The following is a 15,881-nucleotide window of genomic DNA, read 5'->3' as shown; positions in this document are numbered from 1 at the left end:
CTGGGGTCGGTCTAGCGGTCGATGAGGAGGTCGATGCCACCAACGCGGTCGACCAGGTAGTCGTCGGGGGCGCTCGCACCCTGCGACATGGCCTCGGCGCCACCGACGATCTCCATGATCTCGGTGGTGATGGAGTCCTGGCGGGCGCGGTTCATGATGCGGCTCAGCTTGATGATGAGCTCTTCGGCGTTGTCGGTCGCCGACTTCATGGCCCGCTGGCGGGCGGCGTGCTCGGAGGCGGCGGCGTCGAGGAGGGCGGCGAAGAGCCGGGCCTCGGCGTAGCGCGGGAGGAGGGCGTCGAGGATGGCGTCGGGGGCGGGCTCGAACTCGTAGCCGGCGGAGAAGCTGGACTCCCCGCTCGGGCCCTCGGCGGAGGTGGTCTGCAGCGGCATGAACCGCCGGACGACGACCCGCTGGGAGGCGACCGAGAGGAACCGGGTGTAGACGAGCTCGACCTGGTCGACATCGCCGTGCTCGAACGCCTCGGTGACCACGGCCGCCACCCGGCGAGCGTCTTCGTAGGTGGGCGTGTCGCTCATGCCGGTGAAGGCGTGGTCGACCTTGTAGTTGCGGAACCGGAAGTAGCCCTCGGCCTTCTTGCCGATGAGGATCAGGGAGTAGTCGACGCCGTCGGCCCGGTTGGCCATGACCTCGCGCTCGGCGGCGCGGATCACCGAGGTGTTGTAGGCGCCGGCGAGGCCGCGGTCGGAGGTGATGACCACGAAGGCCACCTTGCGCACGTCGCCGCCCGTGCGCAGCAGCGGGTGGTCGCCGCCGGCACCGGCCTCGGCCAGGTCGCGGATGACACCGGTGACCTGTTCCGCGTAGGGGCGGGCGGCGGCGGCGCGCTGCTGAGCCTTGACCACGCGCGTGGCGGCGATGAGCTCCATGGCGCGCGTGATCTTCTTGGTCGACTGGACGCTCTTGATCCGTCGCTTGAGGACGCGCTCCTGACCACCGGCCATGGCCTACAGCGCCCCGTCCTCGCGGGAGATCTCCTCTTCGGGGAGGATCCCCTCGCGCCGTCCGCCGGCGAGGCGGGCCTCCTCCTCGCCCTGCGCCTTGGCGTCGGGCTCGGCGGCGGCGTCGGCGCTGGCCTCGAACTGCTCGGCGAAGGCGGCGATGCCGGCTTCGAAGACCCCCTCGTCGAGGATCTTCCCCTCGGTGCGGATGGTCTCGACGATGTCGCTGTGGCGGGTGCGGAACCACTCGAGCAGCTCGGTCTCGAACCGGCTCACGTCGGAGACCGGTACGGCGTCGAGGTGGCCGCGGGTGCCGGCGTAGAGCGAGATGACCTGCTCCTCGACTGGCATGGGCGAGTTGAGGCCCTGCTTCAGGAGCTCGGTGAGGCGGTAGCCGCGGTCGAGCTGCGCCTGGGAGACCTTGTCGAGCTCGGAGCCGAACGCAGCGAAGCTCTCCAGCTCGCGGAACTGGGCGAGGTCGCCCTTGAGCGTGCCCACCGCGGCCTTCATGGCCTTCACCTGGGCAGCGCCACCCACGCGTGACACCGACACACCGACGTTGATGGCCGGACGCACACCGGACTTGAACAGGTCGTCCTCGAGGAAGACCTGGCCGTCGGTGATCGAGATCACGTTGGTGGGGATGTAGGCGGAGACGTCGCCGGCCTTGGTCTCGATGATCGGCAGAGCGGTGAGGGAGCCGGCGCCGCGGTCGTCGGAGAGCTTGGCGGCACGCTCGAGGAGGCGGCTGTGCAGGTAGAACACGTCGCCGGGGTAGGCTTCGCGGCCCGGCGGACGGCGGAGCAGCAGCGACACCTGGCGGTAGGCCTCGGCCTGCTTCGAGAGATCGTCGTAGACCACGAGGGCGTGCTCGCCGTTGTCCATCCAGTGCTGGCCCATGGCCGAGCCGGCGTAGGGGGCGAGGTACTTGAACGGGGCGGGGTCCGACGCCGGGGCGTTGACCACCACGGTGTACTCCATGGCGCCGTGCTGCTCGAGGGTTGCGACGAGCTGGGCGACGGTCGACGACTTCTGGCCGATGGCGACGTAGATGCACTTCACGCCCAGACCGCGCTGGTTGATGATCGTGTCGACGGCGATGGTGGACTTGCCCGTCTTGCGGTCGCCGATGATCAGCTCGCGCTGGCCCCGACCGATGGGGGTCATGGCGTCGATGGCCTTGATCCCGGTCTGGAGCGGCTCGTGCACGGGCTTGCGGCCCATGATGCCGGGGGCCTGGACCTCCATGCGCCGGGTGATGACGTCACCGGCGATGGGGCCCTTGCCGTCGATGGGCTCACCGAGGCCGTTGACGACGCGGCCGAGGAGGCCGTCACCGACGGCGACCTGGAGGATGTTGCCGGTGGCCTTGACGGCCTGGCCCTCCTCGATGGTGCCGACCTCGCCGAGCACCACCGCTCCGATCGACTCTTCGTCGAGGTTGAGCGCCAGACCGAGGATGCCGCCTTCGAACTCGAGGAGCTCGTTGACGGCCGCGCCGGGCAGCCCGCTCACGCGGGCGATGCCGTCGCCGACCTCGGTGACGCGCCCGACCTGGGCCGTCTCCATCTCGGGCGAGTAGCCCTCGAGGTTCTTGCGGAGGGCGGCGGTGATGTCGGTGGGGTTGAACGTGAGCTCTGCCATGGGGTCCTATCCCTCGTGCCGCCGAGACCTCGGCGGCGCTTCTCTATCCGATGCGGTCGCGGAGCTGTTCGAGGCGGTGGCGAACGGTGCCGTCGATGACCGTGTCACCGACCTGGGCCACGATCCCGCCGAGCACCGACGGGTCGACGATGACCTTCAGCTCGATCTGCTTGCCGGTGGCCTGCTCCAGTGCGGCGGTCAGGCGGGTGCGCTGGTCGTCGTCGAGGTCGATGGCGGATCGCACCTCGGCGACCGCGCGGGAACGCTCGGCGGCCGCCCGGTCGACGAGGCGGCCGATGATGGCCGGCAGGTCGCGGGCCCGGCCGGCGCCGACCACGAACGAGATCAGGTTCGACGTGATCGCCGAGGCCTTGCCCCCGAGGAGGTCGTCGACGACGCCCTTGCGACGCTCGGCCGGGATGGCCGGGTCGGTCAGGACGCCCCGCAGCTCGTCGGAGCCCTCGAGGGTGCGGGCGAAGCGGAACAGCTCGTCCTCCACCTCGTCGAGGGAGCCCTCGACGCGCGCCACCTCGAAGAGGGCGTTGGCGTAGCCGTCGATGCGGGGGTGGTCAGCCATCAGGCCCGTGCTCCCCCGCTCGTGCCGACACTGTTGATGTAGCTCTCGATGAGGCGCATGTTGGCGTCGCGGTCGAGGTTCGACTCGACGACCTTCTCGGCCAGCTCGATGGCGAGGGTCGCGACCTGGCCCTGCAGCTCGGCCATGACCCGGTCGCGCTCAGCGGCGACCTGGTCGGCGTTGCGCTGGCGCAGCTCAGCGGCCTCGGCCTCCGCCCGGGCGGTGAGGTCGCGCTTCAGCGAGTCGGCGGTCTGGCGTGCCTCTTCGATGATGCGGGCGGCCTCGGCCTTGGCGTCGGCCAGCTGGGCCTGGTAGCCGGCGAGCACCGTGGCGGCTTCGGTGCGGGTGCTATCGGCCTCCTCGATGCTGCTGCGAATGCGCTCCTCGCGGTCGTCCATGGCGCCCTTGACGGCAGGCAGGGCGAACTTGGCCATGGCGGCGAAGAGCACCACGAAGGCGATGGTGCCCCAGATGAGCTCCACCGGCTCGGGCAGGATCGGGTTGGGGGCCTCCTGGCAGGCATCGATCGAGCCGCCCGCCTCGAGGATCTCGATGCAGAGCTCGGCGGCGTGGCTCGACGCCCCGTTCTCCGAGGCGGCACCGGCCACGCCGCCCAGCGGGACGGTGGCGGCCAGGGCCAGGAGCACGAGTGCCACTGACTTCTTGGTTCGCATCAGGCGGTCTTCCTTCCGCGCTCGACCACGAGCGCCTAGGCGAACTTGAGGAGGATGAAGACCACGAAACCGATCAGGGCCAAGGCCTCGGTGAAGGCGATGCCGAGGAACATCGTGGTTCGGACGAGGCCGGCGGCCTCGGGCTGTCGGGCCATGGCCTGGACCGACTGGCCGACGAGGTAGCCGATACCGAGGCCGGGGCCGATGGCGGCGAGGCCGTAGGCGAAACCGGCCGAGATGGCCTCACCGAACGAGATGAGCTCCTCGCCGGTCGCATTGACTTGTGCGAGTACGTCCAACATGTGCTCGTTGTCTCCTGGTTTGACGGTTGCCCGGGCTCAGTGCTCGGGGTGCATGGCACCGCCGATGTACACGGCGGCGAGGATCGTGAAGATGTAGGCCTGCAGGAACGAGACGAGGAGCTCGAACCCGAAGAGGAAGATCAGCATGACGACGGGGAGGGGGAGGAAGACGGCGTACCAGTCCCCGACCCACAGCGCCGCTGAGAGCACGGCGAAGGTGACGAGCAGGATGTGGCCCGCCAGCAGGTTGGCGAAGAGACGGACGGCGAGGGAGAAGGGCCGCACGAGGAAGGTCGAGACGAACTCGATCGGCGTGACGAGGAGATAGAGGGCCGGGGGCACGCCCGGCGGGAACAGGGTCGACTTGAGGTAGCCGCCGATGCCCTGGCTCTTGATGCCGACCACGTTGAACAGCACCCAGACGAGCACCGCGAGGAAGGCGGGCAGCGCCATGCGGGCGGTGCCGGGCATCTGCCAGCCGGGCACCAGCTCCAGCATGTTGTTGAAGAGGATGAAGAAGAACAGGGTGGTGAGGAACGGCACCCACGCCAGGCCCGAGGGGCCCATGGTCTGCATCACGATGCCGTTGCGGATGAAGTCGATGCTCGACTCGGCGACGTTCTGGATGCCGCTCGGCACGAGAGCCGCCTTGCGTCCGGCGAGCACGAAGATCGCCAGGGTGGCGATGACGGCGAGGAAGTAGCCCAGGACGACCTTGTTGATGGCGAACGCCGACCCCTTGAAGAAGATGTCGGGCCACTCCACGAGGTGGCTGATGGGGGGGTACTCGAACGCGAGGATCTCCACGGGGAGCGTCACTCCTTGCTCTTGGAGGGGCGGGGCGGCCGCAGCGCGGGGAAGGCGAGCGAGGCCGAGACGTAGCGGGTCTCCCAGAAGAGGAGGCCGAGGTGGGTGACGATGATGGTCAGGCCGAGCGGCCAGAGCTCGACCCAACCGGCGGTGCGGACGAGCATCACGGCTGCGAAGACGAGGGCCAGGCGCAGGAGGTAGCCGCCGAGCGCCACGCCCATGAGCAGGGCGAGGGAGATCCGGGCGGCCCACACGAGCAGTGCGGCCGAGAGGGCGAGGTTGGCGACGACGAGGACGATGCCGTACAGGGCGGAGAGGGCCCCGTCGAGGCCCCACACCAGGCCGGCGAGGGCGACGAGCACGGGGGCGGCGGGCAGGCCGCGCCGGATCATGTCCCGGGTGAGCACGGCCTCGACGGCCGGGCCGGTGGCCGGCGCGAAGGCGGTCGGGGCGTCAGGCACCGGCCGACCTCAGGTCGCTCGACGACCCGACGGTGTCGTCGGTGCGGGCCCAGCGGGCCGGGCCGGGAGACCGACGGTCACCGGCCTCGAGCCGACGAGCCTCGTGGACCTTCATCTCCTGGTCGTAGCGGAACCAGGTCATGTACATCGAGACCCCGAGCCCCCACAGCGAGAACACGATCGTGAGCACCGGGACGAGTCCGAGCCACCGGTCGAGGAGGAAGCCGATGACGCCGACGAGCATCGGCGTGATGGTGAGCTCGAAGCCGCGCGACAGGCCGTCGCCGAAGCCCCTGCTCATCTCGCGCCGCTCTCGGAGATCCACTCGCCAAGCCATCCTTGATGGAGAGTCTCCCGGCGCGGATGCGTCCGCTGCCGGGGCTTGTGAAACTTTGCGCAATCTAAGCCGACGTTCGGCCACCCGCAAATCCGGGCGCGCCGCGTGACGGCCGCCGAACCTAGTCGGTCGACGCGCGGTCTGCCTCGGCGAGCGGCAGCTCGAGCTGGTCGTCGTCGTCGTCAACCGCCCGCTCAGCCGTGCGAGTCCGGCGGACCTGGGGGTGCAGGACGGTGTAGAGCGCCACCACGAGGGCGGCGGCGAGGAAGGGCACCACCGCGGCGCCGGTGTCGGTGTAGACGGGGTAGAGGACCAGGCCCGACAGGATCGCCGTCCACGCCCAGAGGATGAGCACCGACCGGCGCTGCCCGTGGCCGAGGCGCATGAGGCGGTGGTGGAGGTGGTCCTTGTCGGCCGTCGCCGGGCTGGCCCGGTTCTTGGCCCGGCGCACGATGGCGAAGGCGGTGTCGAAGATCGGCACCCCGAGGATGACGAACGGGATCACCAGCGGGGCGAAGAAGAAGTAGGTCTGGCCGCTGAACCCGTCGGCGGCCGTGCCGCCCACCAGCAGGGTCGAGCACGCCATGAGCAGGCCCAGCAGCAGGGCCCCGGCGTCGCCCATGAAGATCTTGGCCGGGTGGAAGTTGAACGGCAGGAACCCGGCGCACATGCCCACCACGATCACCGCCAGCAACGGGCCGATGTTGGTGGGGAGCAGGCCCTCCTCGAAGAGGCGGTCGGAGTAGAGGGTGAAGGAGACCGCGGCGATGCCGACCACGCCGGCGGCGAGGCCGTCGAGGCCGTCGATGAAGTTCACGGCGTTGGCCATGCCGATCACCCACAGCACGGTGATGAGCGGGGCCTGGTCGGGCGCCAGGGAGAAGAAGTCGGCGAAGGGGACGCGGAAGTACAGCATCGTCACGCCGAACAGCGACAGGACGCTGCCGGCGAGGACCTGGCCGGCCATCTTGGCCGGGGCCGACACCTCGCGCAGGTCGTCGATGAGGCCGACGAAGAAGATGATGGTGGCGCCGAGCACCACGCCGAGAGGCTCCGAGGTGTTGTCGAACAGCTCGTTGAACTGGTCGATCTGGCTGGCGGTGAACATGGCCGCCAGGAAGCCGAGGTACATGGCGGCCCCGCCGAGGGTGGCGGTGGGCCGGGTGTGCACCCGCCGCTCGTCGGGAGCCACGACGGCGCCGATGCGGATGGCGACCAGCCGCACCAGCGGCGTGGTGAGCAGCGTCGTCCCGAGGGCGACGCCGAGGAGGGTGAGGTAGCCCGTCATCGTCGCCGCCACGTTACGAGGGACCGGGTCGCGTCGGGGCTTCGGCCGGAGGGCCGGAGCCGATCAGCTCGGGTACGGGGTGAACTTCGAGCAGAGGACGGCGACCTCGTCGCGGATGGCGGCGAGGGCGGCGTCGTCGGTCCGCGACCGCAGTGCCCGGCCGATGAGCGACGCGATGGTGGCCATCTCGTCGGTGCCCATCCCCGCGGTGGTCACCGCAGGGGTGCCGATGCGCAGGCCGCTGGTGACGAACGGCGTGCGCGGGTCGTCGGGGATGGTGTTCATGTTGAGGGTGATCCCGGCCCGGTCGAGGACGGTCTGGCTCTCCTTGCCGGTGAGGTCGGCGTCGAAGGGCCGCAGGTCGACCAGGCACAGGTGGTTGTCGGTGCCGCCCGAGACGAGGCGGAAGCCCTCGCCGGCGAGGGCCGCGGCCAGCGCCCGGGCGTTGGCCACCACCTGGTGGACGTAGTCGCGGAACTCGGGCTGGGCCGCCTCGCGGAAGGCGACGGCCTTGGCGGCGATGACGTGCTCGAGGGGCCCGCCCTGCAAGCCGGGGAACACCGCCGTGTCGATGGCCTTGGCGTGCTCGGCGCGGGCGAGGATGCAGCCCCCGCGCGGACCGCGGAGCGTCTTGTGGGTGGTGAAGGTGACGATGTCGGCGTGCGGGACCGGCGACGGGTGGGCCCCGCCGGCGACGAGGCCGGCGATGTGGGCGGCGTCGAACATGAACAGCGCCCCGACCTCGTCGGCGATGGCACGGAAGGGCTCGGGTTCGATGATGCGCGGGTAGGCGGTGGCGCCGGCCACGATCAGCTTGGGGCGCTTGGCCAGGGCAACGTCGCGCACCTGGTCGAAGTCGATGCGCTCGTCGCTCGCGGTGACGCCGTAGGAGACGAAGTCGTACAGGCGGCCGCTGAAGTTCACCGGCGAGCCGTGGGTCAGGTGCCCGCCGTGGTCGAGGCTGAGGCCGAGGACGGTGTCGCCCGGCTCGAGGAGGGCGAGGTACACCGCGGCGTTGGCGTTGGCGCCGGAGTGAGGCTGCACGTTGGCGTGGTCGGCGCCGAAGAGGGCCGTGACCCGCTCGCGGGCGAGGTCCTCGGCCTGGTCGGCGAAGACGTTGCCCCCGTAGTAGCGCTTGCCCGGGTAGCCCTCGGAGTACTTGTTGGTGAGGACCGAGCCGGTGGCCTCCATGACGTCGCGCGAGGTGAAGTTCTCCGACGCGATGAGCTGCAGCGTGGTGTTCTGGCGCTCGAGCTCGCGGTCGAGGATGCCGAACAGCTCGTCGTCACGGGTCATGGTCGCTCCTGTCGGTTGGCCCTCCCCGATGGTACCGGTGGGCTCCCCGGCACCCGGACCCGTTCGTCGCGGGCGTACTTGACCGATCGGTCAAGTACGGTGCCCGGCCATGGCCCTCGACCCGCGCACCCCCGTCATCGTCGGCGCCGGGCAGCTCACCCAGCGCTGTGATCCCGCCGACGCCCTCGAGCCCGTCGACATGATGGTCGAGGCCGCTCGCCGCGCCGCCGCCGACGCCACGTCGGCCTCGGTGCTCGCCGCCCTCCAGTCGGTGCGGGTGGTGAACCTGCTGTCGTGGCGCTACCTCGACCCCGCCGCCCTGGTGGCCGAGCGGGTCGGCGCCTCCCCGGTGGAGACCGCCTACACCCCGATGGGCGGCAACACCCCGCAGTCACTGGTCAACAAGACCGCGCTCGACATCCAGGCCGGCCGCCTCGACGTGGCCATGCTCACCGGCGGCGAGGCGGTGCGCACCCGCAACGCCCTGCGCAAGCTCGACCAGCGCCCCGACTGGACCGAGCAGCCCGAGGGCACCGCCCCCACGACGGTCCTCGGCAAGGACGTCCCCATGAACCACCCCCACGAGCTCTCTCGTGGCGTGGTCATGCCCGTGCAGATCTACCCCATGGTGGAGAACGCCCTGCGGGCCGCCGCCGGGCGCTCCCTCGCCGACCACCACGACCGCATCTCGCGGCTGTGGTCGCGCTTCAGCGAGGTGGCGGCGACCAACCCCCACGCCTGGATCCAGGAGGCGCGCACCCCCGAGGAGATCGGCACGCCGTCGCCCACCAACCGCATGGTCGGCTTCCCGTACCCGAAGCTCATGAACTCCAACAACGACGTCGACCAGGCCGCCGCGGTGATCATGTGCTCGGTCGAGGCCGCCCGGGCCCACGGCATCCCCGAGGACCGCTGGGTCTTCCCCTGGTCGGGGTCCGACGCCCACGACCATCCGTACGTGAGCCACCGCGACGACTTGTACTCCTCCCCCGCCATCCGCATCGCCGGGACGCGGGCCCTGTCGCTGGCGGGGGTGGGCGTCGACGACCTCTCCCACGTCGACCTGTACTCGTGCTTCCCCTCCGCGGTGCAGATCGGCGCCGACGAGCTGGGCCTGTCGCTCGAGCGCGACCTCACCGTCACCGGCGGGCTGAGCTTCTTCGGCGGCCCCTGGAACAACTACGTGATGCACTCCATCGCCACCATGGTCGAGCTGCTCCGCGGCAGCGACGACATCGGGCTGGTGACCGCCAACGGCGGCTACGTGACCAAGCACGCCTTCGGCGTCTACTCGGCCCGACCGCCCGCCACGCCGTTCCGCCACGCCGACGTGCAGGCCGAGGTCGACGCCCTCCCCGCCCGCGCACTGGCCGAGGAGCACGACGGGCCGGTCACGGTCGAGACCTACACGGTCATGCACGAGCGCGACGGCTCGCCCGCCACCGCCTTCGCTGCCTGCCTCACCCCCGACGGCGCCCGCACCTGGGCGACCTCCACCGACGCCGACGTGATGAAGGCGATGGTGACCGAAGAGGTCTGCGGCCGCCCCGGCACCGTCTCCGACGCCACCCTCCATCTCACCTAGGTTCAGCACATCCCGGCACCCGGCGTTCTGGCACCAGGATCGCGCCGGTTCTCAGCGCGCTTCTGGTGCCAGAACGGCTGTCACCCGGGGGCTCGGGCGACCAGGGCGCGAAGGCGCCCGCTGAGGTCGGGCTCGACGGTCGCGTCCACCAGGCCGGCCTCGACGGCCAGGTCGAGCGCTGCGACGGCCTGGTGGGGGGCGAGCTCCACCACGAGGGCGCCGCCGGCGGCCAGCCACGCCGCCGAGGTGCGGACGATGTGCTCGATGTCCTCCATTCCGGTGGGCCCCGAGACGAGGGCGCCCGCTGGCTCCCACTCGTCCACCACCGCAGGCAGGTCGTCGGAGGCGGCCACGTAGGGCGGGTTGGCCACGACGACGTCGACCTGCCCGGCGAGCTCCCCGGGCAAGGCGTCGAACCAGTCGCCCTCCACGAGGCGCACCCGGGCACCGGGTCGCCCGACCCCGGCGAGGTTGGCGCGGGCGACCTCCAGGGCCTCGGTCGAGCGGTCGACGCCCCACACGCCCGAGGCCGGGACCTCGACGGCGACGGCCAGGGCGATGGCGCCCGAGCCGGTGCCGAGGTCGACCACCGTCACCGGCCTCGTCCCGTCACCGCCCTGGCAGCGAAGAGCCTCGGCGATGGCGAGGCCGGCAACCTGCTCGGTCTCGGGCCGGGGGATGAGCACCCGCCGGTCGACCATGAGATCGAGGGTGCGGAACCCCCACCGGCCGAGCACGTACTGCAGGGGCTCCCCCGCCCGGCAGCGGGCGACCATGGCGTCGAGGTGGGCAACGCCGCGGGTGGTGGCCGGGTCGTCGAGGCCAAGCACCCACTCCGCGCCCTCGAGGCCGCAGACCTGCTCGACGATCCGCCGGGCGTCGACGCCGGGCGACCCCGCTCCCGACGACCGGAGCAGCGCCTCGGTCTCGGCCAGCAGCTCCCGCCACGAGACGGTGCGCTCGTCACTCACCGCTGAGCTGCGACGCCCGCTCGTCCTGGAGCAGGGCGTCGACCACGCCCTCGAGCTCGCCGTCGAGCACCTTGTCGAGGTTGTAGGCGGTGTAGCCGACCCGGTGATCGGTGAGGCGGTTCTCCTTGAAGTTGTAGGTGCGGACCTTCTCGGCCCGCCCGCCCCCACCGACCTGACCCCGACGCTGCTCGGAGAGCTCGTCGCGCTGGCGGTCCTGCTCGGCCTTGAGCAGCCGCGAGCGCAGCACGACCAGCGCCTTGGCCCGGTTCTGGATCTGGCTCTTCTCGTCCTGCATGGCCACGACCAGCCCGGTGGGCTTGTGGGTGAGGCGCACCGCGGAGTCGGTGGTGTTGACGCTCTGGCCGCCGGGCCCAGAGCTGCGGTACACGTCGACCTGGAGGTCGTTGGGGTCGATGTGGAGCTCGACCTCCTCGGCCTCGGGAAGCACCGTGACGGTGGCCGAGGAGGTGTGGACCCGGCCCTGGCTCTCGGTGACCGGCACCCGCTGCACCCGGTGGGTGCCGCCCTCGTGTTTCATGTTGGTCCAGGCGCTGGCACCCCGGAGGGTGAAGGTGATGCCATCGAAGCCGCCCATCGAGCTCTCCGACGCCTCCATCACCTCGAGCTTCCAGCCCTGGCGGCCGGCGAAGGCCTGGTACATCTCGAAGAGGTCCTTGGCGAAGAGGTTGGCCTCCTCGCCGCCCTCGGCGCCGCGGATCTCGACGATGACGTTCTTGCCGTCGTTGGGGTCCTTCGGCAACAGCAGCACCTTGAGCTGCTCCTCGAGGCGGGCCATGGTGGCCTCGGCGTCGTTGATCTCGGCCCGGACCATCTCACGGTCGTCGCCCGCCAGGTCGGCGAGCATGTCGCGGGCGGTGGCGAGGTCGTTGCGAGCCTGGCGGTGCTCGCGGGACGCGGCGACCACCGCCTCGAGCTCCTTGTGCCGCCGGGTGAGGGCCACGTAGGCCTCCTGGTCGGCGAAGATGTCGGGGTCCGACAGGCGCGCCTCGACGGTCTCGAACTCCTCCTCGAGCGCCTCCAGCCGGTCGAACACCCCTTCAGGTTAGGGGTGCGATCCCCACCACCTCGGCGGGCTCGGCGAGGGCGGCTGCCAGCGCCTCGGTGACCGGGTGCACGTCGCGCTCGGGCACGGCCAGCACGAGGCGGGCGCCACGGCCGTCGGCGAGGCGGGCGTCGGCCGCGGTGGGCACCAGGTCGAGGTCGATCCCGGTGGAGCAGACCACCACGAGCGGCCCGCCGTCGATGGTGGTGCCGGCGGCGGTGGCCGGCCACGGCATGCGCAGGTCGGGGGCCGGCAGGGTGGAGGGCACCGGGGCCAGGTGGTCGGCACCCACCAGGGCGGGCTCGGCGACCAGACGGGACCGCAGGTGACGAGCGGCCGACAGGCGCTGCAGCGGGTGGTCGGCGGCGCCGGGCGTGCGGTGCCGGCGGACGAGCGCCACCACGTCGGCCAGGGCCTCCACGGTGGGGCGGTCGGCGCTCACCAGGGCGTGCGCCTCCCGATCGAATCGGCCGACGCCGATCTCGAGGTGGGGTCCGTCGGGCCCGACCTCGGCCCGGGCGACCTCGAGGCCGGCCACCTCGCCCACCAGTCGCCCGTGCTCGACCACCGGGTCGCAGCCGGCGGCCCGCAGCACCTCGGCGAAGGCGCGGACCCCCGGCTCGATCGCCGGCTCCGGTTCGAGCGCGGCCGGGGCAGCGGGCACGAGGTGGGTGCCCGACACCACCCACACGCGGGGCGGCACAGCCATCTGGGTGGCGCGGCGGGCGAGGGTCCCCGCAGGGGTGGAGGGGTCGTCGCCGTCGACGACGAGGTCGAGCTCGCCGGCGCCTGCCTGGCGGGCCCAGGCCAGGGCGGGGCCCAGGGCACGGGCCCGGTTGGCCTCGACCAGGACCCAGGCCGACGATCCGTGCCGCAGCGCGGCGCCATCGGGGAAGGCCGAGGCGGTGGCCTCGACGGGTGTCCCGGTGGTGTGGGCGGCCAGCGCCGCCAGCTTGGAGCCGAGCAGCGCCGAGCGGCGCTCGGCGTCGAGCGCCACGGGCGGGGCTACTTCTTGTCCTTGGCCCGCTCGCCGTAACGGCGCTGGAAGCGCTCCACGCGGCCGCCGCTGTCGACCAGGCGCTGCTTGCCGGTGAAGAACGGGTGGCACACGTTGCAGAGCTCGACCTTCACGTTGGTCTCGGTGCTGCGCGTCTCGAAGGTGCTGCCACAGGAGCACGAGGCGGTGACGACCTCGTAGGTGGGGTGGATGTCGTTCTTCATAGGGCTGTCCAGTCTACGGGTGGAGGGGGCGGAGCCACCAAGTGGGGCTACGAGCCGGCCTTGGCCGCCTCGGCCAGGAACTCGGCGTTGCTCTTGAAGGTCTTCAGACCGTCCATGAGCCGCTCGAGGGCCGCTGCGGTCGAGCCGCCCTCGGAGGACAGGGCGTTGAGCGCCCGCCGGACCCGCCAGACCTGCTGGAGCTGGGTGCGGTCGAAGAGGAGCTCCTCGTGGCGGGTGGAGGACCCGTCCACGTCGATGGCCGGGTAGATGCGGCGCTCGGCCAGGTGGCGGTCGAGGCGGAGCTCCATGTTCCCGGTGCCCTTGAACTCCTCGAAGATGACCTCGTCCATCTTGGAGCCGGTCTCGATGAGGGCGGTGGCGAGGATGGTGAGGGAGCCGCCCTCCTCGATGTTGCGGGCCGAGCCGAAGAAGCGCTTCGGCGGGTAGAGGGCGCCGGAGTCGACACCGCCGGACATGATCCGCCCGGTCGCGGGGGCGGCGAGGTTGTAGGCGCGGGCCAGGCGGGTGATGCCGTCGAGGATGATCACCACGTCCTTCCCATCCTCGACCAGGCGGCGGGCCCGCTCGATGACCAGCTCGGCCACGGCGATGTGCTCCTCGGTGGGGCGATCGAAGGTCGAGGCGATCACCTCGCCGCCCGTCGAGCGGCGCATGTCGGTGACCTCCTCGGGGCGCTCGTCGACGAGCAGCACCATGAGGTGGACCTCGGGGTTGTTGCGCTCGATCGACCGCACGATCTGCTTGAGCACCGTGGTCTTGCCCGCCTTGGGTGGCGAGACGACCAGGCCACGCTGGCCCTTGCCGATCGGCGAGATGAGGTCGACGATGCGGGCGGTCATGTCGCCGGTCTGGGTGCCGTCCTCGAGGCGGAGCCGCTCGTCGGGGAACAGCGGCGTCAGGTCCTCGAACTGCGGGCGGCGGCGGGCGGCCTCGGGGGCCTGGTCGTTGACCTTGTCGATGCGCAGCAGCGCCGGGTTCTTCTCGTTGCGGTTGGCCGGCCGACTGGCCCCGGCCACGTGGTCGCCCTTGCGCAAGCCGAACTGGCGGACCTGCTTGACCGACACGTAGACGTCGTCGCGGCTGGCCAGGTAGCCGCGGGTGCGCAGGAACCCGTAGCCCTCGTCACGCAGGTCGAGGAGGCCGTCCACGTCGACGGGCTCGCCCACGAAGGCGTCGTCCTGGCCCTGGGGGCCCCGCTGGTCGCGGTCGCGGCCCCGGCGGCGGCGCCGACGGTTGCCGCCGTCCTCGTCGCCGTCGTCGCCCTGGTCCCGATCGTTCTGGTTGCCCTGGTTGCCCTGGTTCTGGTTGCCCTGGTTGCCCTGGTTCTGGTTGCCCTGGTTCTGGTTCTGGTTGCCCTGGTTGCCCTGGTTGCGGCTGCCGCTCTGGTTGCCGTTGCCGCCCTGGTTGCCACGGTCCTGGTTGCCGTTGCTCCCGGCGCCGCCACGATCCTGCTGGCCGCCGCCCTGGCCCCGACCCCGCTCCTGGTCTCGCTGGTCCTGACCACTCTGGTTGCGGTTGGCGCGGTCCTGGTTGCCGCCACCCTGGCCGCGGTCCTGGCGGGCCTGGCGAGCCGGTCGGTCGTCACCGGAGGAGCGCGCCCCCCGGTCCTGCTCTGCGGGCTCGCTGGTGTCGTCGTCGGTCTCGGCGTCGCCGGTGTCGACGTCGGCGTCGGACTTGGCCGCACCGCGAGCACGCCCGCGGCGGGCGGGCGCCGGCTCGGCCTCGGCCTCCGGCGCCTCGTCCTCGGCCGGCGCCGAGGTGATGCCGGCGGTGGTGAGGATGAGGTCGACGAGGGTGGCCTTCTTGGCGCGGGTCGTGGGCGTGGCGCCCATCGCCCGGGCGATGGTCAGCAGCTCGTCGCGCTCCTTGCGCTCCAGCACCGAGCGCTCGAGGACGGGCTCGCTCATGGGGTTCCCCAGATCTGTCGTGAGAGGGCGGGATCCCGGGCGGCGTCGCTCGTCAGCGCGAGCCGACCGACCGGGAGGGAGAGGTGCTCGGGCCAGGCGGTGGACGGGTGCTCCGTCTCGCAGGGCGAGAGCCAGTGGGGTGGGCCGACGGCCCACGAACCACGGCCGGGGATCCTACCCCAGGTTCCCTCAGAAGGGCCATCGGGGCCCGTCACCGACGGAACCCTCCCACCCTCAGAAGGGCCAGAGGGGGTCGGTTGCGGTGACCAGGGCGCCCACGGCTGCGAGGCCGGCCACGGCCAGGCCGATCACCCCGCCGACGACCCGCTTGGCCCGCTTGCCGCCGTCGGTCCACCAGATGGCCGCTCCGGCGAGGGCGCCCCCTGCAAGGCCGCCGAGGTGGCCGCCGATGGAGATGCCGGGCACCGCGAAGGTGATGACCACGTTGAGGACGAGCAGCCCGCCGATGCCCGACTGCATGGGGTCGACCCCGCGGTGGCGCATGCCCACCACGGCGGCGCCCATGAGGCCGAACACGGCGCCCGAGGCGCCGGCGGTGCGAGCATCGGGGGAGAGCAGGAGGGCGCCGAACGCCCCCCCCAGCAGGCCGGCCACGTAGATGACCCCGAAGCGCACCCGGCCCAGCGCCGGCTCCATCATCTGGCCCAGCATGTAGAGGATGAACATGTTGAAGCCGAGGTGGACGAGGCCGAAGTGCAGGAAGCCCGAGGTGACGATCCGGTACCACTCCCCCGCGGCCAC

Annotated in this window: 17 protein-coding genes; 1 reads left to right on the top strand and 16 read right to left on the bottom strand. The window is 71.6% G+C overall.

Translation table 11 applies throughout. The features are described 5' to 3' along the window. Nucleotides 1–11: 11 nt before the first annotated feature. From VMN58_06575 to glyA, 10 genes are all read right to left on the bottom strand, one after another. Nucleotides 12–965: a F0F1 ATP synthase subunit gamma gene (locus VMN58_06575; GenBank protein ID HUF32857.1), complete on the bottom strand. Its 954-nt coding sequence runs from the start codon at nucleotides 963–965 to the stop codon at nucleotides 12–14. Nucleotides 966–968: 3 nt separating this feature from the next. Further along, nucleotides 969–2,606, bottom strand: a complete 1,638-nt coding sequence (gene atpA / locus VMN58_06570) for a F0F1 ATP synthase subunit alpha (protein HUF32856.1) — start codon at nucleotides 2,604–2,606, stop codon at nucleotides 969–971. Nucleotides 2,607–2,649: 43 nt separating this feature from the next. After that, entirely contained in the window at nucleotides 2,650–3,183 is a 534-nt protein-coding gene (atpH, locus tag VMN58_06565) for an ATP synthase F1 subunit delta (protein HUF32855.1), read from the bottom strand. Next, complete coding sequence (gene atpF, locus VMN58_06560; GenBank protein ID HUF32854.1) at nucleotides 3,183–3,857, bottom strand: F0F1 ATP synthase subunit B; 675 nt, start codon at nucleotides 3,855–3,857, stop codon at nucleotides 3,183–3,185. Before atpF ends, atpH begins: the two co-directional genes overlap by 1 nt. Before the next feature lie 35 nt (nucleotides 3,858–3,892). Next, on the bottom strand, nucleotides 3,893–4,159 hold the full coding sequence (gene atpE, locus VMN58_06555; GenBank protein HUF32853.1) for an ATP synthase F0 subunit C: 267 nt from the start codon (nucleotides 4,157–4,159) through the stop codon (nucleotides 3,893–3,895). Between the two features lie 36 nt (nucleotides 4,160–4,195). Then, on the bottom strand, nucleotides 4,196–4,978 hold the full coding sequence (gene atpB, locus VMN58_06550) for a F0F1 ATP synthase subunit A (GenBank protein ID HUF32852.1): 783 nt from the start codon (nucleotides 4,976–4,978) through the stop codon (nucleotides 4,196–4,198). Further along, complete coding sequence (locus VMN58_06545) at nucleotides 4,975–5,430, bottom strand: ATP synthase subunit I (GenBank protein ID HUF32851.1); 456 nt, start codon at nucleotides 5,428–5,430, stop codon at nucleotides 4,975–4,977. The genes atpB and VMN58_06545 overlap by 4 nt, the downstream gene beginning before the upstream one ends. Next, nucleotides 5,423–5,731 carry an AtpZ/AtpI family protein gene (locus tag VMN58_06540; GenBank protein ID HUF32850.1) on the bottom strand — a complete coding sequence of 103 codons (309 nt, stop codon included), beginning with the start codon at nucleotides 5,729–5,731 and terminating at the stop codon, nucleotides 5,423–5,425. Before VMN58_06540 ends, VMN58_06545 begins: the two co-directional genes overlap by 8 nt. 157 nt (nucleotides 5,732–5,888) lie before the next feature. After that, nucleotides 5,889–7,055, bottom strand: a complete 1,167-nt coding sequence (locus tag VMN58_06535; protein ID HUF32849.1) for an MraY family glycosyltransferase — start codon at nucleotides 7,053–7,055, stop codon at nucleotides 5,889–5,891. Nucleotides 7,056–7,118: 63 nt separating this feature from the next. After that, entirely contained in the window at nucleotides 7,119–8,351 is a 1,233-nt protein-coding gene (gene glyA / locus VMN58_06530) for a serine hydroxymethyltransferase (protein HUF32848.1), read from the bottom strand. Nucleotides 8,352–8,460: 109 nt separating this feature from the next. On the opposite strand from glyA, the gene VMN58_06525 reads away from it, so the two are divergent. Then, the gene (locus tag VMN58_06525; GenBank protein HUF32847.1) at nucleotides 8,461–9,936 is read left to right on the top strand and encodes an acetyl-CoA acetyltransferase; all 1,476 of its coding nucleotides are present in this window, start codon (nucleotides 8,461–8,463) and stop codon (nucleotides 9,934–9,936) included. An 80-nt stretch (nucleotides 9,937–10,016) separates the two neighbouring features. Here the strand turns inward: VMN58_06525 and prmC are convergent, their stop codons facing one another. From prmC to VMN58_06495, 6 genes are all read right to left on the bottom strand, one after another. Further along, nucleotides 10,017–10,907 (bottom strand): peptide chain release factor N(5)-glutamine methyltransferase, encoded by an 891-nt coding sequence (gene prmC / locus VMN58_06520; GenBank protein HUF32846.1) that lies wholly within the window; start codon nucleotides 10,905–10,907, stop codon nucleotides 10,017–10,019. After that, nucleotides 10,900–11,961 (bottom strand): peptide chain release factor 1, encoded by a 1,062-nt coding sequence (gene prfA, locus VMN58_06515; GenBank protein HUF32845.1) that lies wholly within the window; start codon nucleotides 11,959–11,961, stop codon nucleotides 10,900–10,902. Before prfA ends, prmC begins: the two co-directional genes overlap by 8 nt. Nucleotides 11,962–11,965: 4 nt before the next feature. Beyond that, nucleotides 11,966–12,967: a hypothetical protein gene (locus VMN58_06510; protein HUF32844.1), complete on the bottom strand. Its 1,002-nt coding sequence runs from the start codon at nucleotides 12,965–12,967 to the stop codon at nucleotides 11,966–11,968. Nucleotides 12,968–12,975: 8 nt separating this feature from the next. Further along, nucleotides 12,976–13,191 carry a 50S ribosomal protein L31 gene (gene rpmE, locus VMN58_06505; GenBank protein HUF32843.1) on the bottom strand — a complete coding sequence of 72 codons (216 nt, stop codon included), beginning with the start codon at nucleotides 13,189–13,191 and terminating at the stop codon, nucleotides 12,976–12,978. A gap of 47 nt (nucleotides 13,192–13,238) precedes the next feature. Then, nucleotides 13,239–15,119, bottom strand: coding sequence for a transcription termination factor Rho (rho, locus tag VMN58_06500; GenBank protein ID HUF32842.1), 1,881 nt, complete (start codon nucleotides 15,117–15,119; stop codon nucleotides 13,239–13,241). 234 nt (nucleotides 15,120–15,353) lie between these two features. Beyond that, nucleotides 15,354–15,881, bottom strand: a 528-nt coding sequence (locus VMN58_06495) for a rhomboid family intramembrane serine protease (protein HUF32841.1), incomplete at its 5' end; no start/stop codon positions are given.

The sequence above is a fragment of the Acidimicrobiales bacterium genome, assembly GCA_035512495.1.
GTDB lineage: Bacteria > Actinomycetota > Acidimicrobiia > Acidimicrobiales > CADCSY01 > DATKDW01.
The sequence above is the reverse complement of the archived record's forward strand: the minus strand, read 5'-3'. Positions and strand labels throughout refer to the sequence as shown.

Bases quoted from the DNA above. Each gene is read 5' to 3' on its own strand.
- atpA (HUF32856.1), bottom strand. From the start codon at position 2,606: ATGGCAGAGCTCACGTTCAACCCCACCGACATCACCGCCGCCCTCCGC.
- rho (HUF32842.1), bottom strand. From the start codon at position 15,119: ATGAGCGAGCCCGTCCTCGAGCGCTCGGTGCTGGAGCGCAAGGAGCGC.
- atpH (HUF32855.1), bottom strand. From the start codon at position 3,183: ATGGCTGACCACCCCCGCATCGACGGCTACGCCAACGCCCTCTTCGAG.
- VMN58_06575 (HUF32857.1), bottom strand. From the start codon at position 965: ATGGCCGGTGGTCAGGAGCGCGTCCTCAAGCGACGGATCAAGAGCGTC.
- VMN58_06535 (HUF32849.1), bottom strand. From the start codon at position 7,055: ATGACGGGCTACCTCACCCTCCTCGGCGTCGCCCTCGGGACGACGCTG.
- atpE (HUF32853.1), bottom strand. From the start codon at position 4,159: ATGTTGGACGTACTCGCACAAGTCAATGCGACCGGCGAGGAGCTCATC.
- rpmE (HUF32843.1), bottom strand. From the start codon at position 13,191: ATGAAGAACGACATCCACCCCACCTACGAGGTCGTCACCGCCTCGTGC.
- atpF (HUF32854.1), bottom strand. From the start codon at position 3,857: ATGCGAACCAAGAAGTCAGTGGCACTCGTGCTCCTGGCCCTGGCCGCC.
- VMN58_06540 (HUF32850.1), bottom strand. From the start codon at position 5,731: ATGAGCAGGGGCTTCGGCGACGGCCTGTCGCGCGGCTTCGAGCTCACC.
- VMN58_06525 (HUF32847.1), top strand. From the start codon at position 8,461: ATGGCCCTCGACCCGCGCACCCCCGTCATCGTCGGCGCCGGGCAGCTC.
- glyA (HUF32848.1), bottom strand. From the start codon at position 8,351: ATGACCCGTGACGACGAGCTGTTCGGCATCCTCGACCGCGAGCTCGAG.